General features: G+C 68.9%; 28 protein-coding genes. 8 read left to right on the top strand and 20 right to left on the bottom strand.

Annotation, left to right across the window (positions count from 1 at the left end):
- Positions 1-221: 221 nt before the first annotated feature.
- Positions 222-512 (top strand): hypothetical protein, encoded by a 291-nt coding sequence (locus tag HAV39_RS10560; protein WP_191838981.1) that lies wholly within the window; start codon positions 222-224, stop codon positions 510-512.
- On the top strand, positions 512-1,036 hold the full coding sequence (locus HAV39_RS10555) for a hypothetical protein (RefSeq protein ID WP_191838980.1): 525 nt from the start codon (positions 512-514) through the stop codon (positions 1,034-1,036). The genes HAV39_RS10560 and HAV39_RS10555 overlap by 1 nt, the downstream gene beginning before the upstream one ends.
- A gap of 129 nt (positions 1,037-1,165) precedes the next feature.
- On the opposite strand, the gene HAV39_RS10550 is transcribed toward HAV39_RS10555, so the two are convergent.
- From HAV39_RS10550 to HAV39_RS10525, 6 genes are all read right to left on the bottom strand, one after another.
- Entirely contained in the window at positions 1,166-3,031 is a 1,866-nt protein-coding gene (locus HAV39_RS10550) for an amidohydrolase (protein WP_191838979.1), read from the bottom strand.
- 213 nt (positions 3,032-3,244) lie between these two features.
- The gene (locus HAV39_RS10545) at positions 3,245-3,703 is read right to left on the bottom strand and encodes a peptidoglycan-binding domain-containing protein (protein ID WP_191838978.1); all 459 of its coding nucleotides are present in this window, start codon (positions 3,701-3,703) and stop codon (positions 3,245-3,247) included.
- Between the two features lie 116 nt (positions 3,704-3,819).
- Positions 3,820-4,002 carry a hypothetical protein gene (locus tag HAV39_RS10540; RefSeq protein WP_191838977.1) on the bottom strand — a complete coding sequence of 61 codons (183 nt, stop codon included), beginning with the start codon at positions 4,000-4,002 and terminating at the stop codon, positions 3,820-3,822.
- Between the two features lie 43 nt (positions 4,003-4,045).
- On the bottom strand, positions 4,046-5,263 hold the full coding sequence (locus HAV39_RS10535) for an MFS transporter (protein WP_191838976.1): 1,218 nt from the start codon (positions 5,261-5,263) through the stop codon (positions 4,046-4,048).
- Positions 5,260-6,534, bottom strand: coding sequence for a hypothetical protein (locus tag HAV39_RS10530; RefSeq protein WP_191838975.1), 1,275 nt, complete (start codon positions 6,532-6,534; stop codon positions 5,260-5,262). The genes HAV39_RS10535 and HAV39_RS10530 overlap by 4 nt, the downstream gene beginning before the upstream one ends.
- 218 nt (positions 6,535-6,752) lie before the next feature.
- A complete protein-coding gene (locus HAV39_RS10525; protein ID WP_191838974.1) occupies positions 6,753-7,913 on the bottom strand; it encodes a PLP-dependent aminotransferase family protein in 1,161 nt (386 codons plus the stop codon).
- 177 nt (positions 7,914-8,090) lie between these two features.
- On the opposite strand from HAV39_RS10525, the gene HAV39_RS10520 reads away from it, so the two are divergent.
- Positions 8,091-8,582, top strand: coding sequence for a hypothetical protein (locus HAV39_RS10520; protein ID WP_191838973.1), 492 nt, complete (start codon positions 8,091-8,093; stop codon positions 8,580-8,582).
- Positions 8,583-8,631: 49 nt separating this feature from the next.
- Here the strand turns inward: HAV39_RS10520 and HAV39_RS10515 are convergent, their stop codons facing one another.
- Positions 8,632-9,441 carry a helix-turn-helix domain-containing protein gene (locus HAV39_RS10515; protein ID WP_191838972.1) on the bottom strand — a complete coding sequence of 270 codons (810 nt, stop codon included), beginning with the start codon at positions 9,439-9,441 and terminating at the stop codon, positions 8,632-8,634.
- A gap of 492 nt (positions 9,442-9,933) precedes the next feature.
- On the opposite strand from HAV39_RS10515, the gene HAV39_RS10510 reads away from it, so the two are divergent.
- Positions 9,934-10,410 (top strand): hypothetical protein, encoded by a 477-nt coding sequence (locus HAV39_RS10510; protein WP_191838971.1) that lies wholly within the window; start codon positions 9,934-9,936, stop codon positions 10,408-10,410.
- A gap of 157 nt (positions 10,411-10,567) precedes the next feature.
- On the opposite strand, the gene HAV39_RS10505 is transcribed toward HAV39_RS10510, so the two are convergent.
- The 13 genes from HAV39_RS10505 to HAV39_RS10445 form a co-directional block, all read right to left on the bottom strand.
- Positions 10,568-11,842 carry a hypothetical protein gene (locus HAV39_RS10505; RefSeq protein ID WP_191838970.1) on the bottom strand — a complete coding sequence of 425 codons (1,275 nt, stop codon included), beginning with the start codon at positions 11,840-11,842 and terminating at the stop codon, positions 10,568-10,570.
- 8 nt (positions 11,843-11,850) lie between these two features.
- On the bottom strand, positions 11,851-12,546 hold the full coding sequence (locus tag HAV39_RS10500) for a GGDEF domain-containing protein (RefSeq protein ID WP_191838969.1): 696 nt from the start codon (positions 12,544-12,546) through the stop codon (positions 11,851-11,853).
- Between the two features lie 144 nt (positions 12,547-12,690).
- A complete protein-coding gene (locus HAV39_RS10495) occupies positions 12,691-13,215 on the bottom strand; it encodes a hypothetical protein (protein WP_191838968.1) in 525 nt (174 codons plus the stop codon).
- Positions 13,212-13,772 carry a hypothetical protein gene (locus tag HAV39_RS10490; RefSeq protein ID WP_191838967.1) on the bottom strand — a complete coding sequence of 187 codons (561 nt, stop codon included), beginning with the start codon at positions 13,770-13,772 and terminating at the stop codon, positions 13,212-13,214. The genes HAV39_RS10495 and HAV39_RS10490 overlap by 4 nt, the downstream gene beginning before the upstream one ends.
- A 164-nt stretch (positions 13,773-13,936) precedes the next feature.
- Positions 13,937-14,449, bottom strand: coding sequence for a hypothetical protein (locus HAV39_RS10485; RefSeq protein WP_191838966.1), 513 nt, complete (start codon positions 14,447-14,449; stop codon positions 13,937-13,939).
- Complete coding sequence (locus tag HAV39_RS10480) at positions 14,446-15,435, bottom strand: hypothetical protein (protein ID WP_191838965.1); 990 nt, start codon at positions 15,433-15,435, stop codon at positions 14,446-14,448. The genes HAV39_RS10485 and HAV39_RS10480 overlap by 4 nt, the downstream gene beginning before the upstream one ends.
- A gap of 58 nt (positions 15,436-15,493) precedes the next feature.
- Positions 15,494-15,946 (bottom strand): hypothetical protein, encoded by a 453-nt coding sequence (locus HAV39_RS10475; protein ID WP_191838964.1) that lies wholly within the window; start codon positions 15,944-15,946, stop codon positions 15,494-15,496.
- A gap of 84 nt (positions 15,947-16,030) precedes the next feature.
- Entirely contained in the window at positions 16,031-17,365 is a 1,335-nt protein-coding gene (locus tag HAV39_RS10470; RefSeq protein WP_191838963.1) for a hypothetical protein, read from the bottom strand.
- Positions 17,313-17,954, bottom strand: coding sequence for a hypothetical protein (locus HAV39_RS10465; protein ID WP_191838962.1), 642 nt, complete (start codon positions 17,952-17,954; stop codon positions 17,313-17,315). Before HAV39_RS10465 ends, HAV39_RS10470 begins: the two co-directional genes overlap by 53 nt.
- 97 nt (positions 17,955-18,051) lie before the next feature.
- Positions 18,052-19,233 carry a hypothetical protein gene (locus tag HAV39_RS10460; RefSeq protein ID WP_191838961.1) on the bottom strand — a complete coding sequence of 394 codons (1,182 nt, stop codon included), beginning with the start codon at positions 19,231-19,233 and terminating at the stop codon, positions 18,052-18,054.
- A gap of 96 nt (positions 19,234-19,329) precedes the next feature.
- Positions 19,330-19,569, bottom strand: coding sequence for a hypothetical protein (locus tag HAV39_RS10455; RefSeq protein ID WP_191838960.1), 240 nt, complete (start codon positions 19,567-19,569; stop codon positions 19,330-19,332).
- A gap of 561 nt (positions 19,570-20,130) precedes the next feature.
- Positions 20,131-20,976: a TRM11 family SAM-dependent methyltransferase gene (locus tag HAV39_RS10450; protein ID WP_191838959.1), complete on the bottom strand. Its 846-nt coding sequence runs from the start codon at positions 20,974-20,976 to the stop codon at positions 20,131-20,133.
- Entirely contained in the window at positions 20,973-21,557 is a 585-nt protein-coding gene (locus HAV39_RS10445) for a hypothetical protein (RefSeq protein WP_239120588.1), read from the bottom strand. Before HAV39_RS10445 ends, HAV39_RS10450 begins: the two co-directional genes overlap by 4 nt.
- Before the next feature lie 299 nt (positions 21,558-21,856).
- On the opposite strand from HAV39_RS10445, the gene HAV39_RS10440 reads away from it, so the two are divergent.
- From HAV39_RS10440 to HAV39_RS10425, 4 genes are all read left to right on the top strand, one after another.
- Complete coding sequence (locus tag HAV39_RS10440) at positions 21,857-23,509, top strand: hypothetical protein (protein WP_191838958.1); 1,653 nt, start codon at positions 21,857-21,859, stop codon at positions 23,507-23,509.
- A 293-nt stretch (positions 23,510-23,802) separates the two neighbouring features.
- On the top strand, positions 23,803-24,639 hold the full coding sequence (locus tag HAV39_RS10435) for a hypothetical protein (protein ID WP_191838957.1): 837 nt from the start codon (positions 23,803-23,805) through the stop codon (positions 24,637-24,639).
- A 190-nt stretch (positions 24,640-24,829) separates the two neighbouring features.
- Entirely contained in the window at positions 24,830-25,138 is a 309-nt protein-coding gene (locus HAV39_RS10430; protein ID WP_191838956.1) for a pilin, read from the top strand.
- A gap of 1 nt (position 25,139) precedes the next feature.
- Positions 25,140-26,018, top strand: coding sequence for a hypothetical protein (locus tag HAV39_RS10425; protein ID WP_191838955.1), 879 nt, complete (start codon positions 25,140-25,142; stop codon positions 26,016-26,018).
- Positions 26,019-26,052 lie beyond the last annotated feature (34 nt).

Genomic DNA, 26,052 nt, shown 5'->3' with positions numbered 1-26,052 from the left:
GGGCGCGCCCGCAACGTCGCCCCGCGGCCAAAGTCCGGTCACCCGCCGCGAACCTGCCGGGGCTGAGGCAGGGCGAGTCAGATGCCTCCCACTCGCCCTGCCTCACGCCAAGACTGAAAGGACACCAGGTGACCAGCGACTATCTGCCCATCATGGGACGGCCCGCCCGCCAGCCCGTTTCCTTCGAGGAGTTGGTGCGCTGCGCCTGGTGAAGCGGCCCCATGGCGGCCGTCAGCGGCATCGACGGCGCACGGGGCTACCAGTGCCCGCCACGGTGCAGCCGCAAGCACCCCGTCGACGCCGACTGGCTCGAACGCCATGTTCTCGACGCGCTGCACCACCGGGTGAGGCTCGCCGATATCCCGAACGTGTTGGACGCGGTCACTATCGGTGCCGCCCAGCTCAGGCAGGTCCGGCTGAAGTGGCGTGTGCACCACGTGTCGATCACTCAGCCGGGCGACAGGCCGACCGTGCGTTTCGTCCCCGCCAGCCACGACCAACGGAGTACATGATGACCGTCACCGAACCGCGCGCCGCCCGCACCGACTTGATCCGTGCCCTGACCAGAGTTGAGCGTGTCTTCGTCATACCCGTCAGCGCAGACGGGCAGCTCCTACTGCTGCGCCACGAACTCGCACGCGGGGCGTACTGGACCTTCCCGACCGTGCCACGAACCCTGCCGCGCATGCACCTGGCACCGCTAGCACGCAAACTGACCCGCGATGAGCTCGGCGTCGAACCGACACAACTGCGCCTGGTCGCCGTCCTCGAACCAAGCCGCGCACACGGACGCGCCGCCGTCTACGCCGCCGAAATGCCAGGCACCGGCACACAGATCATCACCAATCGCGCCAGCCATCCCATCCGACGGCATCCGCTGCAGGCGATGACGTTCACCGCCGACACTCTCGCAGTGCTCGACGTCCGGCCTATCGCGATCACTGCCCTGCTGACGAGTGGCGGCGATCCCGCCCGTAACGCCATGCAGCTACCCGACCTGCTCCATGCAGCTACGAGCGGCCAGGACGATCGATAAGTATCCCAGGACGCGCACCATCACATACCCACGAGCGCGCCGCATGGCGACCGGCCTGGACAGGAGCGTGCCCAAGAACCTGCGTATGTGATCGACACCCCTGCCCCAGAGCGCCAGCGGACATGAATATCACCGAGAGAGTGCACAACAACCTCCGGATAGGTACCGACCCGGAGTCGTCGGTCTGGGCCGTACCGCCGAGGAGAAGGCGTTGCGCTCGTACACCACCCGCCCGCCTGCTATCACAACGGTCGCGCTCGCGCCATTGTACTCGCCGGGTTCGATCGATTGGAGATCCGCATCGAGGAGGCAGATATCGGCGGCCAGGCCGGGCGCCAAGGTCCCTTTCCATTGTTCGGCGTGATCCTGTCGGGCAGGGGCGGAGGTGTATGTGCGCAGCGCGTCGGTGAGGCCGATGCGCTGCGCAGGCCCTGAGGTGGCGTTATCGTTGCCAGTTCTGAGGACCATGCTGGTCAAGCCGTGGAGCCACTGTGGGTCGGTGACCGGGGCATCCGACCCGGAGGAGATCCGCACGCCAGCCTGTAGGGCTGTGCGGTACGGCCAGTGGTAGTCGGTCCGCCGGTCGCCGATGAGCGGTGCCAGCGCGCGGCCGATTAGGTATTTGATCTCTGCGTTGAAGTTCGCGTCGATGCCATGGCGGGCCATGCGTGCGAGAGTCGACGGGGACACCATGTCTCCGTGGATGAGGTAGTGGCGGTGGGAGTTGGGACGGTTCCTCAACGCTGCTACGTAGGCAGCGACGACGGCGTCGATGGCGGCGTCACCACACGCATGGGTGCCGATCTGAACCCGAGCGCGGTGAGCGCGTCCGATCATGCGGTTCAGGTTCGCGACCTGCTCGGCGACGTTGCCGCCGGCGATCGTGAGGCTGCCGTACATCCCGTCGGTGTAGGGCGTATGCATCCACGCGGTGCGGGCCTGAGTCGGCACTCCGTCAGCCACGATCTTCACACCGGCCAGCCTGAACCAACGGCGTGACGCGTGTGAACGCCAGCCGCGCAGGACTGCGAGCGTCTCGTCCATGGTTGTCGGCGAAGCGCCTGCGTGCAGGAGTGCCGTTACGCGCACTGTTTTGTCGCCTGCTGCCGCCATCTGCTCGTAGAGTGCAGCGAGTCGTGGATCGATGCCGGGTTCGGTGACGCTGGTAATGCCGCGGGCGTTCAGGGCGGCGCTTGCAAGTTTGACAGCTTTGACGAGGTCGGCACCGCTGTACGGAGGCACAACGCGTTGGAGCAGTTGCTGAGCGCCTTCGCGTAGCACCCCGCTCGGCTGTCCGTCGTGGTCGCGCTCGATGACGCCGCCTGCTGGAGGGACCGTCTCGGGGGTGATGCCCGCGAGTCGGATCGCGGCGGAATTTGCTGTGCTCGTGTGGAGAGTGAAGTCCACGAGGATGGTCGGCCTGTCTCCCGTGACGGGGTCGAGGTCGTGACGCGTGGGAGCTCGTGGCAGCCGGAGTTCGGACCAGCCCCGTCCTCTGATCCATTCACCGGACGGGGTCTGTGCGGCTGCCGCCGCGACGCGGGCGATGAGTTCGTCGAGCGTTTCCGTGTCGAGATCAACGGAAAGCGGAGGAAACGTCAGACCGTAGGAGGTGAGGTGCAGATGGCTGTCGTTGATGCCGGGCATGACGGTGTTGCCGCCAGCATTGATAACCTCGGTTCGCCTTCCGATCAACCTGCGCATGTCTCGGTCGTCGCCTACGGCCGCGATCTGGCCGTCCTTGATTGCCAGAGCTTGGGCGCGGCGCCCGTGACGGTCGAGAGTGTGGACGCTGCCATTGTGTATGACAAGGTCAGCCTGAACATCGGCGTTACGCGAGGGGTCAGCCGCGGCTGCCGTGGCGGGCAGGATCGCAGCGGCAGCGGCTGCCCGCAATGCCTGGCGGCGAGTCATGGCAGGTGTCATCGGACCTTCCTTTATGACGGTCTTATGGATGCGAGACGGTTTCCCGGTCGTCTTCTGCTCGGCGGGCATCACGGCAGTGGCAGGCGCGCCCCCGTCTGGTGTGAATGGGTGAGGGCTGCCGCCCACGCGGAGGTGGAGGGCAGCCCTCACCTGCCCGGTCAGCGGGCAGCAGCCATCACTCGGGGAGGATGTGATGTCCGCTGCCGACCGGGCAGAGGGCGGTGGTCGCTGCGTTCGCGGTGCGCGTCGCGACCACCTGTGTGGTCACGGGCTGCGGACGGGTCAGACGCCGGACTGGATCACGCCGAGGCGTGCGCAGCCCCAGTGTCCGGGCGCGTTCTTGGCTCCGGGCGGGCCTTCGATGGCCCAGGTGCGGTGGTACATCGCGGCGGCGGTCTGCGGGCCGTAGATGCCATCCCTGGTGATCTTGTGCCACTTCTGCGCCAGGTCGACGGCGGCCTTGGTCTTGGGGCCGTAACTGCCGTCGACCTTCAGTGGCGTCTTGATCACGCTGAGGTAGCAGGAGTTGAGTGAGGTTTGCAGGGCTCGGACGCCCCAGTGGTTGGTCAGGCCGGGTGCCATCGTGCATTTCCAGGTCATGTTCGGCCCGGGGTTGTAGACGGGCGCGTAGCCGACCATGTCGTGCTCGATGTCCCAGTCCTGGACCCAGGTCCCGACGACGTAGCCGAGGCCGTTGCACTTGGGTGTCGCGGCCTGTGCCGGCGATGCGGTGATGGTCACCAGCGTTGTGACGAGCGCCGCCAGGAGCCCCCAGGTGGTGAGTAGTCGCGCCCTGCCTCCGATAGTGCGACTGGGCTCGGCGGCGGCAATCGCGGCCGTGCTGACTTCGGACGCCGTCATCGCAGTTGCCTCAGCAACCAGGTGACCGGGTCGGGCCAGTTCGGGTCGTCGGCCCGAATCGGGGTCGCCACGGCCCGTCTCGGCTCGACCTTGCTGGCGCTCTGCGGGGTGCGGCGCGGGTCGCGCCGGCTGCCGTAGCCGGTCAGAAGTCCCTGCCGGTTCTTGCGTGATTTCCACACTGATCCTCCAGTGGTCTGGCCTCGCGGTTCGAGGCCGGGTGGTTTAGGTGAGCGGGTTGAGCGCCGGGGCCAGGCGACCTCCGAGGCGCAGGCAGCCGGCCGCGGTGGCCAGACCGCCGAGCGCGCAAAAGGTCCACAGGCCCGCGGTGCCGGACATGGCGGTCACCGCTCCGGCGGCCAGCGGGGCGACTACGGCGGACAGGCCCATCGCGGAGCCCCAGATGCCGAAGTAGGTGCCGCGCAGGTGGTCGGGGGCCAGCGATGCGACGACGGCGGGTGCGACGGCGAAGAATGCGACCTCGCCGGCGACCCAGATCGGGGTGGTGAGGATGAGCCAGGTCACCGAGGTGCCGATGCCGGTGATGGCCAGGCCGGTGCCGACGGTGGCGATGCCGATCGCGCACACCCGGATGGGGTCTTGGTGTTCCAGGCGGCGTTGCATGGCGAGTTGGGCGATGAGGACGGCGGCGGGGTCGGCGGCCAGGATCAGGCCGTACAGCGCCGGGGTCGCGCCGAGTTCGGCCGCGACGACCGGGATCGTGATCATCGACTGCATGTGGATGGTGAAGAACACGGCCGTGATCGCGGTGAACGCGATAAGCCTGCGGTCGGCCAGCGCCTCGCCCCATCGGGACTTCTGTCCAGGCGCGCGGGCGGGGTCGGGTGGCAGTGCGGCGGCGGCGATGATGCCGAACGCGGCGTTGGCGGCGGCGTTGAGGACGAACAGGGCGACGAAGTTGCTCTCGGCGAGCGCGCCGCCGACGATGCAGGCGACACCGCGGCTGGTGTTCATGACCAGGTAAAGGGCGGCCAGGGCTCGGGCCCGGCGTTGCTCGGGCACGGTGTCGGTGATGAGGGCCTGGGAGGCGGGCCGGTACAGGTCGAACATGCATCCGGCCAGCGCCGCGAAGACGGTCAGCGACCACAGGCTGTGTGACAGCCCGAGTGCCAGGTACGCCGCCGAGGCTCCGAACGCGGACACGATGATGACGTGGCGGCGGCTGTATCGGTCGGACAGCCAGCCGCCCAGCGGTGTCGCGGCGGCCCAGCCGAGGCCGAACGCGGTCAGCACGAGGCTGGTCTGCGTGGCGGTGAGGGCGCGGTCGGTGACCAGCCAGTAGGACAGGAACGGGACGACGAAGTAGCCGAGGCGGGCGGTGCCGACGGCGGCCAGCAGCGTCCAGCAGGTGCGGCCCAGGGAAGGGATGGGCGGCGGGGCGTGTTTGCCGCGGTAGTGCGGCGCCGCGACGAGCGTGGTCATGCCTCGTCACCGTCGTCCGCGGCGATGTCGATGTCGAAGGCGTCGGTGGCGGCCGGGAGGGCGTTGAGGACCTTGCGGGTATCGTCGCCGCGCATCCACACGTATCCGGCCAGCCCGCCCCACTGCCCGGAGCCGGTGGGCCCACCGGCATCGCCGACGCGGGTCACGACGCGGGCGTCGATGACGCCGGGGAGTGCCATGATCTGGTCGCGGGTGGCGATGCGGGTGACGGTGCCGGGTGGCACGTAGGGTCCGGCCCAGCCGTAGACGCCGTCGGCGCGGGTGATCTGCGGGCGGGTGGGTGTGCCCTGTGCCAGGTCGGCCAATAGCGACGCAACGTCGATGCCGTAGGCGTGGGCCAGGGTGGTCTGGATGCCGCCGCCACCGGGGCGGGCGGCGACTTCGCCGACCAGCCACTGACCGTCGCGGGCGAGGTAGATCTCGGTGTGGGTGAAGCACGTGCTTGCCCGCAGTGCCCGGCACGCCTTCTCCGCCAGGGCCAGGACCGGTCCGGCCTCGGGCTCCTGGTCGATGAGCACGGACCCGAGCACGCCGCCGATGCCGTGCAGCGCTGGGACGGTGTAGACCATGGGTGCCTGGTAGACCGGTTCGCCGTCGATCCAGTAGGCGTCGACGTGGAACTCGTCGAGGATGTGGATGTACTGCTCGACCATGAACCCGCCCTGGGCCGCCAGCCCGCGGAACGCGGGTTCGGCGCGGAAGAAGGGGCTGGTCGGGAGGTCGGCGGTGAACACGCCCTGCCGCTCCAGGTGGGCGAGGTGTTCGAGGCTGCGCACGACGTGGGTGTTGGTCGACCCGAAACCGCGTACCGGCTTGACGACGACGGGGAACCCGCCGACTCGCGCTGCGGCGGCCGGGACGTCGGCGGCGCTGTAGGCGACCTCGTGCGAGGCGACGTCGACGCCGGCCGCGTACAGCTCGTCCTTCATGATCGACTTGTCGACGAATCCGAGCGCGTTGCCCTCGGTCTGGCCGGGCAGGTCCATCAGCTCGCGCAAGGTCCCAGCGGCGATCAGCGCGCCTTCCCAGACGGTGGCGACCTGCCGGACCCGGCCGCGCAGCCGTTTGGCGATCTGCGCGAGTTCGGCGTGGGAGGTCCAGGAGCTGATGGAGATGACCTCGTACGGCGGCCGGGCGGCCAGGCGGGCGGCTGCGTTCGGTGCGGTGAGGCAGACGATCACGTCTTGCCCACGAGCGGTGAGTTGGTCTTCGATGGTGGGTGTCTGGTTGGACAGCACGAGCACGGTCACGGGGTCACTCCTCATTTCATGCAGGCATTGACCGGCAGGTCTCCTGCGCCTGCGGCGGGTACGGGCGGTCGAGGCCGAGGCGTCCCGGTCGGGCGGGGCTCGGCGGGTGTCGTGGGCGGTATCGGGGTCGGGGTGCTGGTGCTGTTTTCGGGCATGGCGAAGCCGCCCCTCGGTGCGATGGATGTGTCAGCGGTGCTGGCGGAGCGGTGTGTTGTGGGTCAGCGCACGATGGTCAGGTGCGCTCGGCGCGTGCGGCCGGTCAGCTGCGCGATCACGTCGTCGATGTCGCGGCGGCTAAGCGCAGGGGTGCAGATCAGGTGGCTCGTGCCGGGCACCGCTGCCAGCTCCCAGACGTGGCGTACGCGCGCCGCCGGGGTCGACATCACGACCGTGACCGCGTGGTTGTGCCGCCACGCTGGCCAGCCGGAGGCGTTGAGGCTCGCGGCGGCGTAGCGGGCGTTGTCGAGTGCGGTCTCCACGATCTGCCGCAGCCCCGGCAAGCCCAGTGAGCGCAGCATGTACCAGAGCGCGACCGTGGCGTGGGCGTGGCGGGACCGGGGCAGAAACGCCAGCGCCCAGGACTCGTCGGTGCGAGAGCCGTGGGCGTCGCCGGGCGCGGCGAGCAGGATTGCCGACCCCATGGGGGTGCCCAGGAACTCCTGCCCGCCGATGGCGATCGAATCGGCGCCGTCGGCGAAGTCGAAGCCGGGCCGGGCGCGGGTCGGCAGTGTGGCGAGGGTGAGGCCGGACAGCGGCGCGTGGGCGTGGATCCACCGGCGGGTGACGTTCAGGTCGCGGCACAGCAGCGCGATGCGGGTGACGTCGTCGACCGACTCGGAGGTGGTTGAGCCGACGTTGGCGACGATGACGGCGGGGCGGTGCCCGTAGGTGAGCAGCCGCCGGGCGAGGTCGTCGTAGTCCATCTCGCCGGTCGGCAGGGTCGCGATCAGCTGTGCGGGCATGCCCGCCGTCGAGACCGCCCTGGCCACGGCGACGGTGTCGGCGGTGCAGTAGACCATCGCGCCAGGGTGCTCGCAGGAGGCCGCATGCAGCGCCGCCGTGGTCGCCTCGTACGTGCCTGGCATGACTCGACCCCACCAGTTCGGCGGCGCGCGGAACAGCTCGGCCGCGAGCTGGAGAAGCTGGCTTTCCATTCCCGCCGCAGGTGCCGGCGGTGCGGCTCGGTCGGCGGGGTCGGCACCGTCGAGGGTCAGCGGCCACAACGCGCCCAGCGGCGCCAGGTCCACCGCCGGGGCTGGCGCCAGTGGGCTCGCGGGAGTCTGCTGGCGGCGTACCAGGTCGGCGACGCGCTCGACCTCCCACATCAGACGGTCTCTCGGGACCGCGCCGCCAAGCGCGCCGGTTCCGTTCCTGAGCACTTCGATCACCTCACTACGTATCCTCTGTAACTCTTATAGAGAATACGTAAGCACGAGTGTCGCTCTCCGTCAACCGTTCTGTGCGATTTGATCTTGCTCTGGCGGGTTATATAAACTCCGTGTAGGTCATACGATCAGCCGTCAGCGCATTGGTTAGATCCCGATTTGCCTACCTTGATGGGGGACATTGCGGTGGACTTGGCGCACCAAGACCCCAGATTTGAGGCCAAATACGAGGGGCCTCCCGCCGACCGTCGCCGGGCCAGCAGGCGCAAGCACCCGGACTTCGCCGAGATGCCCGCCGACGCCCTCACCCGGCAGCCGTCCGATACCCAGCCGGTCACTGAGGACGAGGCGCTGGACTGGATGCGGCGCTGGAGCGCGTCGCACGGCAAAGAGGTGCCCGAGGAACTGCCGTCCTGGCTGAATCCGCTCAACGTGATGGTGGTGCGTGTCCCGCCGCAGTTGCAGGCGCTGTTCAACGCGCGGTGTGAGATCGAGGGCATGCATCCGGCCGCTCGGCTCGAACTGCTGATGTACGAGTTCATCCGGCAGCAGGTCGAGCCCGACCGCGCGAACGTCCGTGAGCGGTACGAGACCTACTGGGACGACACCGTCGAGGAGGCGCGAAAGGGCCTGCGCAAGAGCCGCTCGGGCCGCGACGGCTAGCTGGGGCCCGGCCCGCTCGTGTAGGCCAACACGGGTAGCATGCCGCACGTCACGCCGACGGCTGCTGCTCCTGCGGCAGAAGTTGCATGACTCGGATTCGCGGATTCTGCGGCAGGTCCATGACTATCACCTGCACCACCACCGGCTCTTGCTGGAACGGCACGTGTAGGCCTCGCGGCCGGTCGTCGAGGTGGTCGATGATGCACGGAGTCCTGCGCCACCCGGCCCTGGCTGCTGGAACCGCATTGACGGCCTCGGCCAGAACGTCCTTCATGGGGTCGCTGCCCCAGCGCGGCAATGCTGCGCGTACCTGAGCGATCATCGGCATCGCCCAGTCGGTCTCCCAGGCGAGCAGCTTCGTCTGCGCCTCGGGGTACACGCAGATCCAACGCACCATGTTGCGCTCGTACGAAAGGTGTGGAAACCAGCGGGCGGCTTCGGCGTTCCATGCCACGACGTCGCCCGCGGGCGTCTGGCACCAGGCCGGGACGCCGCTCTGGTCGATGATGCGCTGCACCGTCTCGTCCACTTCCAACGCCGGTGGCCGCTGGCTTGGCACCGCGTCGCGGCCGGCTGCCAGCTGGTACAGCACGTTGCGCTCGTGGCAGTCCAGCCGCAGTACATCGGCGACGGCGTCCAGGAAGGCGTCCGAGTAGCCGGGATTGATCTCGCCGCGTTCAAGGCCGCCGTACCAGGTCAAGGACACACCGACCAGGCTCGCGACCTCGGCCTGCGACACACGCTGGCGCTTGCCTTCTCGTTGGGGCAGGCCTGGCACAGTGCGGCGGTCCAACCGCAGACGCCAGCCCCGGGTCAGCGTTCTCAGCTCCGCGCTCGCACCCAGCGCGCGGGTGCTCAACCGCGAAGGCCCACGTGAGCGGGCCGCCGGTCTGTGCCTGGTCCCCTTCAACGTCATCCCCCGTCCAACAGCGGAGGCGACGAGCCGCATCGGACGCACGTCGCTACCAGCTGTCACTGAGCGCAACAGCCTACCGCTGGCCCGGGTCTGCTGCTGCCCCGTCCGCCGTCACGCTCCGGAGACTAGCGGTGCCGCACAACGGCGATGGCCGCGAGCAAAATAGGCACTGCCAATGTGCATTTTGGTAGTGGACCTTGTCCAGGGTGCTCGCATCGGCCATCCTGGACTGGCCGCACGCAAATGCACTTCGCAAGTGCAGTTGTCGGCGCTGTCAACTGCACACCGTTGCTGGCTGTAGCCAGACTCGACCGGGTCGGGGGCTTACCAAGCCCGCCGACGCCGGGTAGTCGTCGTCGCCCCACCCCAGGGGTGGCCGGTTCGGCTGCCCGGGTGCGTTGGCGTGCGGTGGAGTTGACAACGAGGGGGTTGTGCGTGAAGAAGCCGACCATGCAGGAACGTCAGCGCCCACCGACGGGACGCGGCACACCAGCGGCTGGCAGCGAGCATCCGTTACGCAAGCAGTGGTCGGTTGCCACTGCGTTGTTGGCCACGACGACGCCGTACACCGACGAACTGATATTGATCGTCGAGGTACCGCGGAGTTTGTTCCCGCCACGCAACTTCGCCAACGTCAGGGACGATCCGGTGATCGTCGCGGTTCATCCAGGGCTGCGCGTTCAACGTAGCGGGGAAGCGGCGACTGTGACCCTGTTCGGGCTCCTGCTCGGCAGATGCGCTCTGCCAGTGGATGCGCGCTGGCGCAACGAGACGCGTTGTGTGATCGGTGTCGGCACGGGACTGGCTGACTCTGATGGCACGATCGACGTCGAGATCTTCTTCGATGATCTGGCCGATGGACTGGCCGTCATCGCCGACGCTGCCATGACCGACGTCGTCACCGCCCCGTAGGAACGTGGGCCGAGGTGGTCTTACCCCCGCCACCCTCGGCGCGCTTGGGCGGCGCAGGGAACTGGCACGCAGAGCGCCGAAACGCAGAAAGGGCTACTTCTGCGTTCGGCTGCGGCGTGCGGCGGCGAGGGAGAGTCGCCGCCGCACACCTGCGCCCTTACTTGAGGTCGGACGGTTGCCGCTGGATCGAGCCGAGCACCCGCACGGTGGTGCTCAGGCGGATCGGCGCGTCTTCAGGACCACGCAGAACCGGCTTGATCCTGATCAAGCGGCGGAGGCTTCGCCCGGGGCCGTACGGCTGGTTGCGTGGGTGGCCGCTGACCCAGTACCGGTGGTCGGGCTCGGCCCGGGTGCTGCCGCCGGAGCTCACGCCCGGTTGTCGGCCGGGCTGTGTGCGTGCCTTGATGCGCACCAGTTTGACCTCCGGCGGCTGAGCGCGCCCGCGCTGGTAGGACTTCCGCTTGCTCGACGACACCGGCACGGCCGCGACCTCGGCGATCGTCTGGTCGATCAGCAGCCACGTCGTAACTGCCGGGGCGAGCGGGTGACTGCCGTCGATCACGGTCTCGGCCGAGACGTACTCGACGTGGACGGGCAGCAGCCAGCCGATGTCCTGGCGCAGTTGCGGCATCAGGTCGTCGTCGAGGACGGCGGCGATGCTGCGGTAGCAGGCGATGAGCCATCCCTGCTCGTGTGCCGTCCACGACACTGCGCCGATCGGATGCTCGCCGCCGACGGGCCGGGGCCAGACCATCAGACCGTCCGGCGCGGGCAGGATGTCGTCAGTTATCACGGCCTCGGGAAGATCGGCGCACACCGACTCCGCCAGGTCGGTGTTCTCGTCGTCGACCCACAGCAGCTGCCCGCGGTCGAGACCGTCGGCGAGTAGGCGCCGCGCGCCCTGCAGCGGCTGCGGCAGCAGGGCCGGTCCACGCAGCAGGTTGGCCAGCCGGGCGCGCATCTTCGGCAGGCTGTCGGCGGACAGCTTCGCTGCTGGCCACCGCGTGACGGTCAGTAGCGTCCGGTACGGGTAGCGCGCCTGCACTAGGGCTTGCTGGAATAGGCGCAGCGTTTTCTCCGCCATGCCGGACACCTGCCACCGCGATGCGGCAAGTGACCGTTCGGCCAGCTCGGCGGCTTGGAGACGTTCGATGAGGTCTGCGCACCGGTAGCAGGCGTGCCACAGGTTCGCGTATTCCTGGATGTTGTTGTGGTCGTCGGCGGTGAACAGGTCGGCAGTCTCGTACATCCACACCGGGTGCGGGCCGTTGCAGAAGTGGCAGCGCAGGACCCGCTTGGCGTCGGAGTCGGTAAGTGGCAGGCCAGGGAATGGGGCGTGCCCACGCGCGCCGAGCGGGTGCTCGGCGGCGACGCCGAGGTCGGTGTCGGCCTCCGACAGCGGCAAGCCGCAGGTCAGGCACGGCCGGATCATGTCGAGATTCACAGCGACCGCCGCCGGGTGCGGCGAAGGTCGCGCAGGCGAGGTCCGCGCCGCGGCGACCGGACGGGCATCTGCATGCCCGGCTCGTACACCGCGTACGCCGGACCACCGTGCCGCTTCTTCGCGTGGTACATCGCGATGTCGGCGCGGTGCAGGCCCACCTCCTCCATCGAGTCGCCGGAGTCGATCCAGCAGGCCCCGACACTGACGGCGACCCGCAGGACCACGAGCCCTTCGTCGGTCTCGACGTGGGCCGGGCGGGCGGTGGCCGCCACCACCGAGGCCGCCACGGCGGCAACATCACGGCGGGCGGGCAGGGCCACGGCGAACTCATCGCCAGCCAGCCGGGCAGCCACCCCGGCGTGCCGTTCGGCGACCCGGGCCAGCCGCTGGGAGACCACGCGCAGCAGCTGGTCGCCGACGTGGTGACCGTAGGTGTCGTTGACCTGCTTGAACAGGTCGACGTCGACGAGCATGACGATGCTGGCACCGTGCCAGCGCGGCTCGTGTTCGAGCATGAGCAGGCCGGTGCGGTTGAGCTGCTCGGTCAACTGGTCACGCGTCAGCGACCAGGCAGCGCCCTCGACCTGCTCATGCATTCGACGCAGGGCTGGCAGGGTCGAGAACAGCCCGGCGGTGAATCCCACGGCGAGCAGCACGCCGCCGCATAAGACGAACATGATGATGTGGAACACTTGGGTTCTCCATTCGGTGGAGAGCCCGGGACGCCTTCGTTGTCTAGGCGCGGCGTCCCGGGCGTATATGACGAACGGCCCGCCGGATGGCGGGCCGCTTTTCGTGCTTCACACCCCCGCGGGGTGACCGATCCGTGCAGGCTGTCAGCCCGGGATCGGGATGGGGCCGAGTTCGGCTAGGACACCGTCGCGGTACTCGAACCTGACGGCGTTCTTGAACGGCGCCGGCGTGAACACCACCGCCCTTTCCGAGCCGGTGTCGCTATCGAAGCTCCACCGGTAGCCGCGCGTGGTGGCGAGCACGACCTGCCGCAACTGCGCGACGGTGAACCCGCAGGGAACGTCGCCGCCGTCGCTGCGCCGCCGCTGGTGACGCTCTATCGCCAGGTAGGGGCACAGGTCGACCGCCGCCCGCATACACGCGGGGTGGCCCGGCGGATCTGAGTAGGTGCGCTGCCGATACGCCGCTGGGCCGCCCACGAACGCGATCCAGTAGTCCAGCGGCGTGCCGCACTGCCCGCACAGCCTTCGCTGCGCGCAGTCCAGGACGCGTTGGCCGTTGAGCATGGCGAAGTCGACCCGGCCGTCATGCTCGCTGACGTACGGGATCGGCAGGCCCCGGCGCGGCTCGACGGGCCGGGCCGCGAGCGCGGCAGGAAGCTCGGTCATCTCGGCCCGCCGATCGGCCGGACTTTGAGGATCTGCTCCGGGATCAGCAGCGCAGCGGGCATGAGGGTGTCCGGGTCGGTGATGGGCCGGTAGCCGCTGGCCCACAGGTAATGCCAAGGCTCGGCGGGACGGCCGGGCCGCAGCCCGACCGGGTCGCCTCCGCTGATCGCGATCCCCGCGAACATGGATGAGGCGTGGCTGGCGTGGTGCGACATCGTCCCGGCGAGCATCGGGCATGCCGTGCTGGTGTACGCAGCGCAGACAGGGTCCATGCCGGGCTCGGGTGAGATCATTCGCGCGAGGTCCCGTTCGCGCATCGCGAACACGATGCGGCCCTGGTGTGGCTTTCCGCAGACCTGGCACAGACGGTGCGTCAGGCACTGGCGGCTGCGGACCTGATCGATTGCGCCCAGGCGGTGTCGGCCGTCGGGTGTGGTCGCGGTGATCCACGGCACGGCGAGTCCGCCGAGGGTCGGCAGGTGCGCGAGTTGGATCGGGATGGGCGGCGCTGCGGCTCGGCCGCCGGCGGGCTCCGGTTGCGGGGGCGAGGTGCCCATGGTTCTCCTTGACTTCGTGGAGGAACCGGGCACGGCCAGGCGGCCGTGCCCGGGGTGCGCTGATCGCGCGGGTGGCCGGGCATCGGCCAGGGGTGCGGTTGGTTGCCGTTTGGCTCGGGGGCCGTGGGGCGGCCCACGGGCCTGATGGCGCGTGTGGTGCGTGTTCACCGGCTGGTGACAGCCGCTGTGGTCGCTCCCGCTGGTGACGCAGGTTGCGAGATGGTGCCCGTGGCGGCCAGCAGGACACCGAGCATCAGCGCGACCAGTGCCGAAGCAGCGCCCGCTGACCACCGAGCGAGCGCCGATGCCTGCGGTGGCGCAGCCGGGACCGCGGCGGGGTCCTGCAGCACCTGCACGTCGGCGGGGTCGAGACCGCGCGCGGCGAGCAGTACCGTGGCGTTCGGTTCGGCGTCGAGATGGTCGTCTGACAGGCGCAGCAGCACGTATCCCGTGGGCAGCCGTTCAGGCAGGCCCGGCAGGCTCGTCGTGGTGCCGGAGGTGGTACTGACCCGCCGCCATGCGCGAGCACGTGCCAGCTGCCATGGCAGGCACGGCACCCACCGCCACACGCCGTTGTCCAGTTGCGGCACCAGCACCTCGTGATGGAGCCGCACGACGTCGCCCGGTGCCAGATGCTCGACGCGCCGCAGCACGATCCTGACGTCCGGGGCGGTCATGACGACTCCTGGGCCAGCTGCCGAACCTCGTCGCTGGGCGCCGGGTGGTGGGTGTCGAGCAGCTCGCCGGCAGATCCGGCGGCGAGGCAGGCGTCCGTGTAGTGCTCGGCGACGTCGACCAGGCAGGTGGTGATGGCCGCCTGCCAGCCCAGGGTGTCGGCGTTCTCGCCGTCGCCGTCGGGCAGCAACCTGAGGGCGTGTGAGGCGGCCTGGTCTGCGGTGGCGGCCAGTTGCTCGCCGACGACACGCAGGCCGGTCAGCAACCGGGCAAGGTCGTCGAGATCGGCGACGGCCAGCTCGACGTCTCCTCGGGATGTGGTCGCGCGCATCCATCCAGCCAGTGCCATGGTCATCTCCAGGCCGGTGCGCAGCTTGGCGGGGCTGGGCTCGATGCCGGTGAGGGTGACGTCGGCGACGAAGGTGTCCACGGCGTCGCGTAGCCGGACGCCGCGCGGGTCGTAGGCCGGGCTGGCCGGATCCAGGCGCGCATCCGGGTGTCTGTCGGCGGTCGCGGCGCATGTCGGTCGGCGCTGGTCACACAGCCCGTACGGCCGCAGGCCGTCGAAGTGGAGTCCGGATATCGGGCGGCCACAGCCGCTGCAGTACGGCAGCGTCGACTTGCGCAGTAGCGCGCCGTCGTCCAGCGGGACGCGGGACCGTAGCGCGAGTATCCGGCACGGGCAGGCGTTGCGGGTGCCTGAGACCTGGCAGGGCTTGGGATGCAGCACCAGGTTCCTGCTGGTGTCGGGGTCGGCGATGATGGTGTCGATGACGGGGGCGCCGCTCGGGGTGTCGAGCATCCACAGCTCGGGTCCGGTGGGCGCTGGTCCGCCGATCAGGTCGGGCACGCTGAGCCCGTCGACGATCACGGCGAGGGTTGTGGCATGGCGGAGCCGGTCGTCGTAGCGCCACAGCCGGTCGGTGATGACGGTGCGGTAGCGGTCGTCGGGCTTCCAGCCCTGACCGGGGATGAAGACGGTTTGCATGGTGCACCTTTCGTGGAAGAAGGGGCGGCCCTCCGATGTGGCGGGCCGCCCGGAGTGGTCAGTGCTGCTGGTTGCCGAGCAGCAGGTGCGCCTCGCGCAGCCGGTGCGCCGCGGTCTGCCAGCCGTGGCCGGCCAGCGCCAGACAGATGCCGAGGCGGTCGGCGTGCTGAGCATCGACGTCGACGAGGCCTCGCTGCGCCTGCTCGGCCAGCGCCTCGGCGGTCTGGGCGAGGTAGGCGCTGGCGAGGTTGAGCCCGGCGATCAGCCGCCGCAGCTCGCGGGTGCTGCCGATGCTGTGGTTGGGGAGCTCGGCCGCCTCGCGGAGGCAGATTGCGGCGAGGATCGAGGTGTGCACGGCGTGCACGGCGTGCACGGTGTGCGCGGGCGTGAACGTGTACTCGTCGCTCAGCGGCTGGGCGAGGATGCCGGGCTTGAGTCCGTCGGCGCGTGGCGCGTCGGCCAGGGTGGCGAAAAAGTCCTCGTCGGTGAGGTACGAAGCTGGTCGGAGCATTGCGGTTGCCCTCCTTGATCGGAGACGACGAAGGCGGCCTCGGGTGGGCCGCCTCGGGGTTTTGCCGCTGTGGGGTGAGGTGTTTCAGTCGGTCGCCGGGTCGAGCAGGTGGTCGATGACCGGCTCCGGGGACACGGCGGTGACGGTGACGACCGGTTGGGTTGGCGGACGCAGCCGCATCAGGTAGTCAGCTGCCGCGGCGACGCCTTGGGCTCTGGCGGTGTCCAGGTCAGCGGCGTCGCGGATCCACGCTCGCATCGTGTGTTCGAACGTCTGCCGCCAGACGTGGTTGCCGAGGTGAACCGCCTCGGGCAGCAGTCTCGGCTTGTCGGTGTCGAGCCGGGGCGCTGTCGGCAATTCGGCGACCTGGTCGGCCTGCCAGCAGCGCGTCAGCGCGTCGGCCATGGTGTCGGCGATCATGAGCACGTCGACGGTGGCGTGCAGATCGATGCGGTAGGCCCGGGGAAGTGGGGCCAGGCCGAGGCCGGTCAGGAACACGTCGGCGCGTTCGTAGACCGTTTCGACGTGATGCACGCTTCTGACGAACATCAGTGTCGTCGTCCTGATCGCGGCCTGGGTGAGCGCGAGTTGGCTGCGGCGCAGGGCCAGCACCTCACGGGCGGTGTCATCGTCGAGCGAGGCGACGGTTTCGGCCGCGGGCCGGGGGTTGGCTGTGATCGGCGCGTCGGTGTCCGGGTCGAGTTCGGTGGTCAGGATGATCGGGTTGCCGATCCTTCGCGGCCCGTCCTGGTCGACGTCGAGGGTCACGTTGTCCTGCGTGCCCTGCGATAGCCGGTTGGTGTTGACGATGGCACCGTCGCGGGTCACCGCCTTGGTCCCGAACTGCACCGTCACACTCGCCTGTGCGCCCCACACCTGCTGGCCGTCGGCCGGGGGGCTGATGGCGGTCCGCAGGTGCAGCAGTTCGGTTTGCGGGCCGAACCGTGCGGTGACAGCAGCTCGGATCTCCTCGCGGCCGCGGGCGCGAGCCGCGTCGGGGTCTTCACCGGCAACGGTCACGGTCGCGGTCAGGCTGGCCACGACTGGCCACAGCGTCGGCAGAGGCTGCATCGCCCAATTGGCCAGGGCCTTGGAAGTGCCGTCAGCGCACAGGTACTTCTCGACGACGGCCCGCGTCAGCTCGTGGCGGGCTCGTTCCTCCAGGCGGATGATGGCTTCGTCCACGTCGAGGATGGCGCGCTGCACGGCCGTCAGGTGGTCCTCGGGACAGGGTGGGACTGCGGCGCCCTCGGGCGATTGGCTGGTCAAGTTCTTCTCCTTGTGGGTGAGCCGCTGCCGCCCCGATGGGCGGCAGCGGGATCGCGTCTGTCGTGGGCGGCCGTCGTGCGACGGTCGCGTCGGGCCGCTACAGCGCCCAGAGCTTGGGGTTGAGGGTCGGCACTTCGGCGGTGTCGACACGGCATCGGCCGTCGCAGCGCGGGCAGTAGATCGCCCATCCGCCCGAGTCCGGGCAGTCCGCCTGGCTGGTTTCGACCTCGGACGGGGCGCACTCCCGGCAGGGCGCCATGGGCCAGCGCTGCTGCGCCCCGATGGTTGCGCCGATTTCGGTGATGTGGCCGTCGGACCACTCCCACAGGTGGCCGCTGGGGCACGTCAGGCTCACGGTGGCGACCGTCAGCCAGTGGCCGGGGTCCGTCGTGACGTCGCGGTAGACCGTGGGCCACCGCTGGCCGTACTCGATGATCGCCAGCGCGCCAAGGTCGGCGGCGTCGGCGAGCACGACCGACATGGGCTCGGTCAGGCCGGTGGACTCGTCGTGGTGGATGACGTGTCCGTCGGTGACCTGCCACTGCCGCGCGGCGCACCACAGCAGCACTCGCTCGGTGCGGTCGAGCGCCACTCGCGGTGTGTTGAAGATCGGGTGGCGCAGGTACTCGTGCAGCGCGGTGGTGGCTTCGGCAACGCAGTCGCCGACCCTGCGGTCGATCCAGGCAGCCGGATCGATGTCGAGGTAGCCGCGGCCTATTCTCACGGGCGTCGATGACATGGTGTCTCCTTTCGCCGCGGCGCTATGGCCGCGGGCATGGTGAGGTGACGGCCACCGGGCGGTGGCCGCCGGAGTCGAGCTGGTCGGCGGTGCTGGTTCAGTCCTGGTACGGGTCCAGGCGCCGATCCGGGCGAAGGCCCAGTTCCGCGACCTCGAGTGACACGTCGGCGGCGCGGAGGGCGGCGGTGTCCAGTTGCAGCCGGACGGCTTCCTTGGCCAGCGCGGCGCTGCGGTGAGCGCGCTGGCACACCAGGTAGGTCACCCGCCACACCACCTGGAATCCGCCCTGGCCTGCGGCGACCTCGGCCACGGAGCGGTGGTCGCTGAACGTGATCGGCAGGCCCGGCTGCGGATAGTGTGGCCAGGAGTCGGCGAGCATTTGCACCGACAGCGACCGTGCCTGCTCGGCGCTCGTGGCCTCTATGGTCATGGCGACGGTGGCCGTCACCGCGAACTGCTGCGACCGGGGCAAGCCAGCCAAGCCGCTGCTGACCATGAACCAGTCGACCAGGTCATGCGGATCGCGGTGGCCCCGTCCGTGCACCTCGGCGTCCGACAGCGCTGCGATCACCCGCGCCCGGATGTCGCGCACGAACTCGGCCAGCTCACGGCGCGCGCGTCGCTGTGCCCGGATGGCGTCGGCCAGCCGCAGCGGCGGGGGCAGGCTGGGCATCGGCGGTCGGTGCGGAGCATCGCGGGGCGGCCGCAGCGGCTGCGGCCGTGTGCGTTCCTCGTCGGCCTCGATGCGCTCCAACACGCTGGCGTCGATGGTCATCTCAGTGAGGTCGTGCTGGATCTGCACGAGGCGGGCACGGGCCTGCGTCACTGCGGCCTGGCGCGACTCGGCGCTGACCCACACGCAGGCCCCGAGTCTGGCCGTCACGACGTAGGCCCGGATGTCGTTGTCGGCGATGGCGGCCGGGTCGAACCTGGCCTCCAGCGGCCAGACGGTGTGCACCGAGTCGTCCGGCCCGGCGGCCTGCTGCCACTGCTCGGGGGCGATGTCGCGGATGTGCTTGATTGCGCGGTCCGCGCCCGTCTGCCAGCACCGCGCCACCGCGAGCAGCTCGCACGACACCGCCCATCGGCGTGGCAGTTGCGGCAGGCCCCAGGCGGACAACATCGAGCAGGCACGTTCGATGTCGACGACACCGAGCCGGACGGCGAGCAGCATTCGGCGCCGGACGCCGGTCTTGAGCCGGGCGAGTTCGGCGCGGTCGGCTTCGGCCTGGGCCCACAGTGATGTGATCTTGTCCGGGTTGCCGGTTGGTTCGTTCATCTGGTTCTCCTCTGAAACAGGCGAAGGCGGGCCTGTTGAGGCCCGCCTTCGAGATGGGTTGCGTCGCTGCCGCCGGGCGGCCGAGCGACACCGGTGTCACAACAGGTGGATGATCTGCTCCTCGCCGTCGGGGCTGAGCACGTGCAGGGTCCCGTCGGGCTGGGTGTATTTGAGGAGGAAGGCATGGATGCCCACGGCGCGGTTGAGCGCATCGGTGCGGTTGTCGCCGGTGGCTGCCATCGCGTCGTTGAGTGCGCGCATCGCGCGTGGGGTGAAGTTGGCAGTGACTCGGGTGGGCGAACCACCTTCAGGGGCGTTGTCTGTCGGACTGGTCATGGATCTCCCTAGGGACATGGATTGGGCACGCCTGTTGCAGACAGGCGCGCAGGGCAGGGTCCGGGTGGGGCAGAGTCGCGGCAGACGCAGGCATGTAGCCGATGACGACTTTTTGCCGCCGTTGCCGACACAGTGCGCGGGCTCGCCGCCGCAGCCGGTTCCCGGTGTGGGTGACTCGGCATACGTTTCGGTTAGCTGCTCAGTGCGAGCCCGGCCCGGATTGGAAGGCGTAGCCTCTCGGCTTCGGGTGTCGCCGGCAGGCGTGCGAGGTGCACGTTGGGCCTGAACGGCTGTGGCACGAGTGCCGATGGTGGGGCTCGGTTTGCGGTGTGCGACCGGCATCGCCGGAGACTGGGCTTGCGAGGTGGTGAGTGTGACGTCGTGGGACATCCCGGATGCTTCGGCGGCCGACCACGTGGGGTGGGCATGATGCCGAAGCGTCGGCGGGTGTCGGGACGACACGGTGTGCAGGAATAGAGAGAATGCGCCGAGGCTAGCTTCGTGACCTGACAGCGCTGCGATCCTGACACCGTGGCGTCCTGACACGACCTGACATCCCAGCTAGGCGGCCTTAACCTTCAGGACCAAGACGTCCTCGTGCGTCACGAGCGACACCGGTATGCCCTCCGACCGCGCCCGCCGTGCGGCCAGCAGCCCGAACATGTTGGCCCGGTGGATGATCTGTCCGTCGCGGACAGCCGCGAGCATGGCCACAGCTCGCTCGACCGGTTCGAGCCCGGCGCCGACCGCGATACGCAGCAGTTCGCTGGGCAGGTCGATGAAGTCGTCACGGGTGCGGCGCACGGGCCTGCTCGTGATGACCACCGTGCCGCCCGGCGCGAGAACCTGCCGACAGTTGTCCATGATCATGGCGAACCCCGCCAGCAGCCGGGTCCACCCGGCGTAGGCGAGGTTGCCCTGTGCCCGGTCGCCGTAGACATGGTCGCGTTTGGTGACCCGCTTGTCGGTGATGCGGACGATGCCGTGGGTGCCTCGCCCGTACGGCGGCGAGGTCAGCACCAGAGCGACCCGGCCGATGGCGTCCGGCGGGATCACGTCCAGGAGCCGGGTCGCGTCGCCGGTGGCGACAAGCCCGACGCCGGGTGCCTGGTGCTGCTCGGCCAGCGCCAGGTTCGCCGCGGCTAGCTCGGCGAAGCGCGGCTCGATGTCCACGCCGATCGCGTCGCGGCCGGCCCGTACCGCCTCGACGAGAGTCGTGCCCGCCCCGCACATCGGGTCGAGCACCAGATCGCCGGGGTTGGTGTAGGTGGTGATGGCGTGCGCTGCCACGTCGGGCAGCATCTTGCCGGGATGGATGGAGGTGTGCGGCACGTACCGGCCCGCCCGCTGGATGCGGGCAGGCTGCTGGCCGGTGAGCCACACCGAGGTGATCGGCAGGATCGTCATCGGCGGCCGTCCTCGCGCGGCGCAGCCAGGACCAGGATGTCGGTGTGCACGCGAAGGCTGCGCCGATTGGCGTCCAGCCCACCGGTCGGAGTTCCCAGACCGGTGGCGGCCACGATGTGCTGCAAGTACACCAAGCCGTGCTCGCGGGCGGTGGCGACCAGGTCGGCGTACAACATCGGGTCGGGTGTGGCCATGACCGCGGCGACGCAGCCTCCGGGCAGCAGCCGCTGCCTGCACTCGGCGAGGAACTGCTCGGCCGGTGCGTCGGGTGCCGGCCAGCCGGTGACAATGAGCGCGGCCTGCTCGCCGCCGTGGTGCAAGGTGGCGTGGTGCTGGAGCAGGATGCGGCGACCGGCGGCGATGATGCCCCGCGCGAGCTGCGGGCCGTCGGTCAGGTCGATGATCAGGTCGGAGATGTGAGTGTAGTTGGCGATGAGCCGCACGCCCATCGCGTTGGACAGGGTCTCGCCGGAGTGCGGCGGCGCGAGGTTCCAGACGGTGATCGGCACCGGCGGGTCGCCGGGCACGACGTCGCCGATCGGGACGGGTGCGCTGTTGTGGCGGGGTGTCGCGTCGGTCATGGGTGTGTGGCCCCCGAACCGGCGCAGGCGTACTGACCTATGCTCAGACGCGCCGTGTCAGGCCGGTGGAACCCGCGGCCGACCTAACAGAACCTGACAGGCCTTGGCCGCTTGAGCCTTGCGCCTCCGGCAAATGGCGTTCTCGTCAACTGGGAGCAGACCCGGGCCAGCGCCTACGTTGCGAGCTACCAGCACCGGCAACCGCTCGACATGCCGAATGGTGTGTGGTGAGATAGCGAGACTCTTTCATATACCGACGACACTTATCGACATGTCAGCGGTTCGTCGAAAGGCGGCGGATGGCCGAGGGTAATCCGATACATGATCGGATTCGAGAACACGTACGGCAGCGAAAGCCGCTCAACCTGCGAACAATCAACGGCGGTGAGCGGGCTCCACTGGATGCCGGCTTCGTACGTCAGCTACTGGTCGATCCGCCCCAGTCCGAGAATGCGGTACGCGAGCAGCCGCGCCTGTGGGGCGCACTCATCGTGGGTAAGCTCGACCTGGCAGGGTGCGTTGTTGAAGGCGCGGCGGCGTTCGTTGACTGTGAGTTCACGGATCTGGTCAACCTCGAAGGCGCGACAGCTGGCACAATCCTGATCAACCGTTCGGCGCTTCGCCGCGTCAGCGCGATCGGTCTTCACGCTAGGACCCTTCACCTTGTTGACTCGCATATTGCGGAAGGACTGGTCCTTCACGGCGGCAAGTTCAGCGGCGATCTCACGGTCAGTCGTTGTCAGGTTAATCCCAGCCAAGGCACTGACTTCGCCGTCATGGCCGACAGGCTGACCGTCGACGGAAACCTTGTGCTGAGTGGCTCCGACATCAATGGCGGCCTAGGCCTCCACTCGGCCCAGGTTGCTGGCATGGTCGTCATGGAGGACACAAGGCTGACAGCCGGGCAAGGTCCGACAGGCCGTGCACTCCAGGCCCCAGGAATACACGTGGGGGCCGCAGTCTTCGCTAGGTCAGCACGCATCGACGGCGTCGTCTTCATGCAGGGCTCGGTCATTCGGGCCGATCTCGACTTCCGCAACACGGAGATCGCTCGAGCCCGCAATGAGCAGGGCGACAGCCACGCGTTGGTGATCGATAACTGCTCGATTGGCGATGATCTACGCATTGACGACGCAAAGATCGAAGGGGTGGGTGCCGTCGGCGCTCGGATCGGCGGATCGCTCAACCTCGACGGGAGCAACATCAGCCCCGGCACCGAAGGCAACGCACTGACGCTCGATCACGCTGTCATCAGCCGGGCGCTGTTCATGCGGCGAGGGTTCACCGCCAGCGGTCACGTCAAGATGTCCGCCGCCGATGTCGCGACGCTGGCGCTCGACCTGGAGAGCTGGCCGGCTGACAGCCGCGTCAACCTCACTGATGCGATCATTCGGGGCACCGAGCCCCCAGTATCGGCGCGCCAATCCCACACCTCACCCTCAGGCGACCGATTTGACGGCCTACGCCCTTGGCTCGACTGGATCGACAGGTACGCGGATCCAGCCCCGATGAGCGTTTTCGAACAGTTCGCAACCCAATGCCAATCGGCAGGCGACGATGTGACCGCGCGTCGATTGCGATACGCCGCCGAGGTCCGCAGAACGCAGCAGGAGGGGCCCCTGGGCAAGATCTGGGGAACGCTGCTCGATGTCACCATCGGCTACGGCTACAGGCCCCAGCTCGCCATGCTTTGGTTGGGCTTGTATGCCCTAGCGGGCTGCTCGTTCTATTCGGGCCACCCGCTCACGCCGGTTAAAGCCGATGAAGCCCTCACCTGGGACCCGTTCCTCTACACGGTGGATGTTCTTGCACCAGTAGTCGACCTGGGCTACGCCAACGCGTACCAGACCGCAGGCTGCACCAAGGCAATGATGATCACTCTGACCATCGCAGGCTGGTTCCTCGTCGCCGCAGTCATCGCCGGTGCGAGCCGCATCTTCAGTAAGAAGTAGCTCCTCGATCGTGAAGGATCTGCCGCGCGGCACCCGCGACGTCGGTCATGTGCTCGGAGCCGTGGCACGCCGTTGGTGACTGGTTGTGCGGCGCGGCGTTGCGCTGTCGCGCGACCGTGCGAGGCGGCTACCCCGAACTCGGTTTCGCCGCCATCGGCGGTGGCCTGTCTGCCAACCAGCCGAACCTGACCTGACCTGACAGCGCCTGACTACAGCTCGTGGTGTCAGGTCGCCATGACCCAATCGAGTCCATGCCGGCCGACCGACGGCCGGATGGTTCGAGAGGAACTGCGATGGCTTTGATTGGGACAACCTCCGCGCTTGGCCAGGCCGAGCAGGCGTTCGCGATGCTGGTCTGCGAGCCCTCGCCGATCCTGTTCGACGCGCGCTGCGTCGAGGGACTGCCAGACGAGCCGCTGCCGCTGGAGGAGCTGCGCCGACTGGTGCTCAAAGGCCGCTTGAACTCCACCGTCACTGACGGCATCTGGCGGCAGCTCGCGCTGCAGGCCAGGAGCTGGGGGCCGGGGTGGGTCGTGGCGGCCATCGGCGTGGCGCTGCCGGGCCTGACGAGGATGGCCGCTGCCCTGACGAGAGCGCATCCCGGATGCGCCGATGAGATCGACTCTGAACTGCTGACGGCGTTCCTCAACGAGGTTCGCCACGCCGACCTGGCCAAGCCGCGCCTGTGGCAGCGGTGGTGCTGGACGGCATGGCGGGCGGCGCTGGGCACGGTCCGGGTCGAGGACACCGAGTCGATGCCCGCGGAGTTCGCCTCGGGTTCGCGTACACCGCTGCGCCCGTATGGACACCCTGACCTCGTACTGGGCCGGGCGGTCGCCGCAGGCGTGCTGACTGCGGCGCAGGCCGAGCTGATCTCGGCGACCCGGCTGGGCGACGCGCTCATCGACGAGCTCGCGGCGGTCGAGGGAGTGACGGCGTCGGTGCTCAGGATGCGACGCCGCCGGGCCGAAAGGCGACTTGCCAGTGCTATCGCGGCAGGTGACGTCACCGGGCCGGGCGCGGCGATGTGCGCCGCGAGCCGGGCGAGCACCGCCTCTGCCGGGCACGGGGCTGCTGCTGTCAGGTCCGGTCAGGTCGCGTCAGGTCCGAGGCGGGTTCGAGCGGCCTGACAAAAGATGACTGGGCGGTGCATGCCATTCACGGCATGTCCGCCCGGTGAGGAGCCCGGCGGGCCAAGCCGGTTACGGCACGGGCGTACTGACCCCCGACCTTGACAACGCAAGGGAGGAGCGTCCCCGGCCAGCCCAACTCGCAAGGCTCCTCACCGCGGCGGCCCCCACACATCCTGTGGAGTCCGCAATGCACACCACCGTCTCCCTCATCACTGACATCCTCGCCGCGGCGCCGCCACCGGAGCCCCCGGCCGCGCCCGCCTCGCTCGCGCAGGTCATCGAGAACATCAAGGGCTGGGTCATGGGTCTGCTCGCCGCCATCGCGACGCTGTTCCTGGTCGTCGGCGGGCTGCGCTACATCGCCGCCGGCGGCGACCCCGCCCAGGTCGAGCAGGCCAAGGGCAATTTTAAGTCCGCCTGCTTCGGCTACGGCCTGGCGGTGCTCAGCCCGCTGATCCTCAAGGCCCTGCAAAGCATCGTCGGGACAGGCCTCTGACATGGGCTCCTACCTGATGGATCCGGTCATCGAGTGGTTCGCCGAGCAGGTCCTGAAAATGATCTCGGGCCTGCTGGCCTTTCTGACCTCCGGCATGTTCCTGAGCCCGGACGTCACCGGACTGCCGCAGGTGCGCCACCTAGCGGACAAGGCGGCGATGGTCGTCAACGCGAGCTTCGTGTTGGCGATCATCGCCGCTGGTGTCATGACCATGACCGCTTCAACAGTCGAGATGCGCTTTCAGGCCAAGGCAGCTCTGCCACGGCTGGTCGTCGCGTTCGTGGCATCGGTGTTCGCGCTTCCGCTCACCTCGGCGCTCGTCACCACAGCCAACGCTCTGACGGTGGCGATGGTCGGCCAGGAGTCGGCTGCCGGCACAGCCATCGAATCGACCAAGGCACACCTCTCCTCGATCCTGAGCAATCCGCTCACCCTGCTCGTCGGAGTCGTCATCGGACTGCTGGTCGTCGGGCTGGGCTACTACCTGGCCGTGTCGTGGATCGTGCGCGTCTTCCTTCTGGTCATTCTCGCCTCGATCGCCCCGTTCGCCATGGCGTGCTACTGCCTGGAAGCGGCTTCTCCTGTCGCGCAGCTGTGGTGGCGCTCGGTGCTGGGCTGTCTGGGCACGCCGACCCTGCAGGCGACCACGCTGTCGGCCGGTATGGGGCTGCTGACCACTTCCGACGCGAATCTGCCGATCATCCTCGGGCTGCCCGCCACGGACATGGTCAACCTGCTGATCGTGGTGGTGATCCTTTGGGTCACCGTCAAGATCCCCAGCCTGATGCGCCGGTTCGTGACTCAGCACGGCGGCCCGAACGTCGGCGGGGTCATCGTCCGCACGGTCTTCGTGCAATCGCTGACGAGCCGCCTGCGCTGACGCCTACTTCCTCAATCTGGCGCCCGCCGTACCG

It is taken from the genome of Catellatospora chokoriensis (genome assembly GCF_011297315.1).
Classification (GTDB): domain Bacteria; phylum Actinomycetota; class Actinomycetes; order Mycobacteriales; family Micromonosporaceae; genus Catellatospora; species Catellatospora citrea.
This window is presented reverse-complemented; position numbering and strand designations above follow the sequence as displayed.

Bases quoted from the DNA above. Each gene is read 5' to 3' on its own strand.
- HAV39_RS10430 (WP_191838956.1), top strand. From the start codon at position 24,830: ATGCACACCACCGTCTCCCTCATCACTGACATCCTCGCCGCGGCGCCG.
- HAV39_RS10560 (WP_191838981.1), top strand. From the start codon at position 222: ATGGCGGCCGTCAGCGGCATCGACGGCGCACGGGGCTACCAGTGCCCG.
- HAV39_RS10520 (WP_191838973.1), top strand. From the start codon at position 8,091: ATGGGGGACATTGCGGTGGACTTGGCGCACCAAGACCCCAGATTTGAG.
- HAV39_RS10425 (WP_191838955.1), top strand. From the start codon at position 25,140: ATGGGCTCCTACCTGATGGATCCGGTCATCGAGTGGTTCGCCGAGCAG.
- HAV39_RS10465 (WP_191838962.1), bottom strand. From the start codon at position 17,954: ATGTCATCGACGCCCGTGAGAATAGGCCGCGGCTACCTCGACATCGAT.
- HAV39_RS10475 (WP_191838964.1), bottom strand. From the start codon at position 15,946: ATGCTCCGACCAGCTTCGTACCTCACCGACGAGGACTTTTTCGCCACC.
- HAV39_RS10445 (WP_239120588.1), bottom strand. From the start codon at position 21,557: ATGACCGACGCGACACCCCGCCACAACAGCGCACCCGTCCCGATCGGC.
- HAV39_RS10450 (WP_191838959.1), bottom strand. From the start codon at position 20,976: ATGACGATCCTGCCGATCACCTCGGTGTGGCTCACCGGCCAGCAGCCT.
- HAV39_RS10440 (WP_191838958.1), top strand. From the start codon at position 21,857: ATGGCCGAGGGTAATCCGATACATGATCGGATTCGAGAACACGTACGG.
- HAV39_RS10435 (WP_191838957.1), top strand. From the start codon at position 23,803: ATGGCTTTGATTGGGACAACCTCCGCGCTTGGCCAGGCCGAGCAGGCG.
- HAV39_RS10550 (WP_191838979.1), bottom strand. From the start codon at position 3,031: ATGCCCGCCGAGCAGAAGACGACCGGGAAACCGTCTCGCATCCATAAG.
- HAV39_RS10455 (WP_191838960.1), bottom strand. From the start codon at position 19,569: ATGACCAGTCCGACAGACAACGCCCCTGAAGGTGGTTCGCCCACCCGA.
- HAV39_RS10505 (WP_191838970.1), bottom strand. From the start codon at position 11,842: ATGATCCGGCCGTGCCTGACCTGCGGCTTGCCGCTGTCGGAGGCCGAC.
- HAV39_RS10495 (WP_191838968.1), bottom strand. From the start codon at position 13,215: ATGACCGAGCTTCCTGCCGCGCTCGCGGCCCGGCCCGTCGAGCCGCGC.
- HAV39_RS10480 (WP_191838965.1), bottom strand. From the start codon at position 15,435: ATGCAAACCGTCTTCATCCCCGGTCAGGGCTGGAAGCCCGACGACCGC.
- HAV39_RS10490 (WP_191838967.1), bottom strand. From the start codon at position 13,772: ATGGGCACCTCGCCCCCGCAACCGGAGCCCGCCGGCGGCCGAGCCGCA.
- HAV39_RS10555 (WP_191838980.1), top strand. From the start codon at position 512: ATGACCGTCACCGAACCGCGCGCCGCCCGCACCGACTTGATCCGTGCC.
- HAV39_RS10535 (WP_191838976.1), bottom strand. From the start codon at position 5,263: ATGACCACGCTCGTCGCGGCGCCGCACTACCGCGGCAAACACGCCCCG.
- HAV39_RS10485 (WP_191838966.1), bottom strand. From the start codon at position 14,449: ATGACCGCCCCGGACGTCAGGATCGTGCTGCGGCGCGTCGAGCATCTG.
- HAV39_RS10460 (WP_191838961.1), bottom strand. From the start codon at position 19,233: ATGAACGAACCAACCGGCAACCCGGACAAGATCACATCACTGTGGGCC.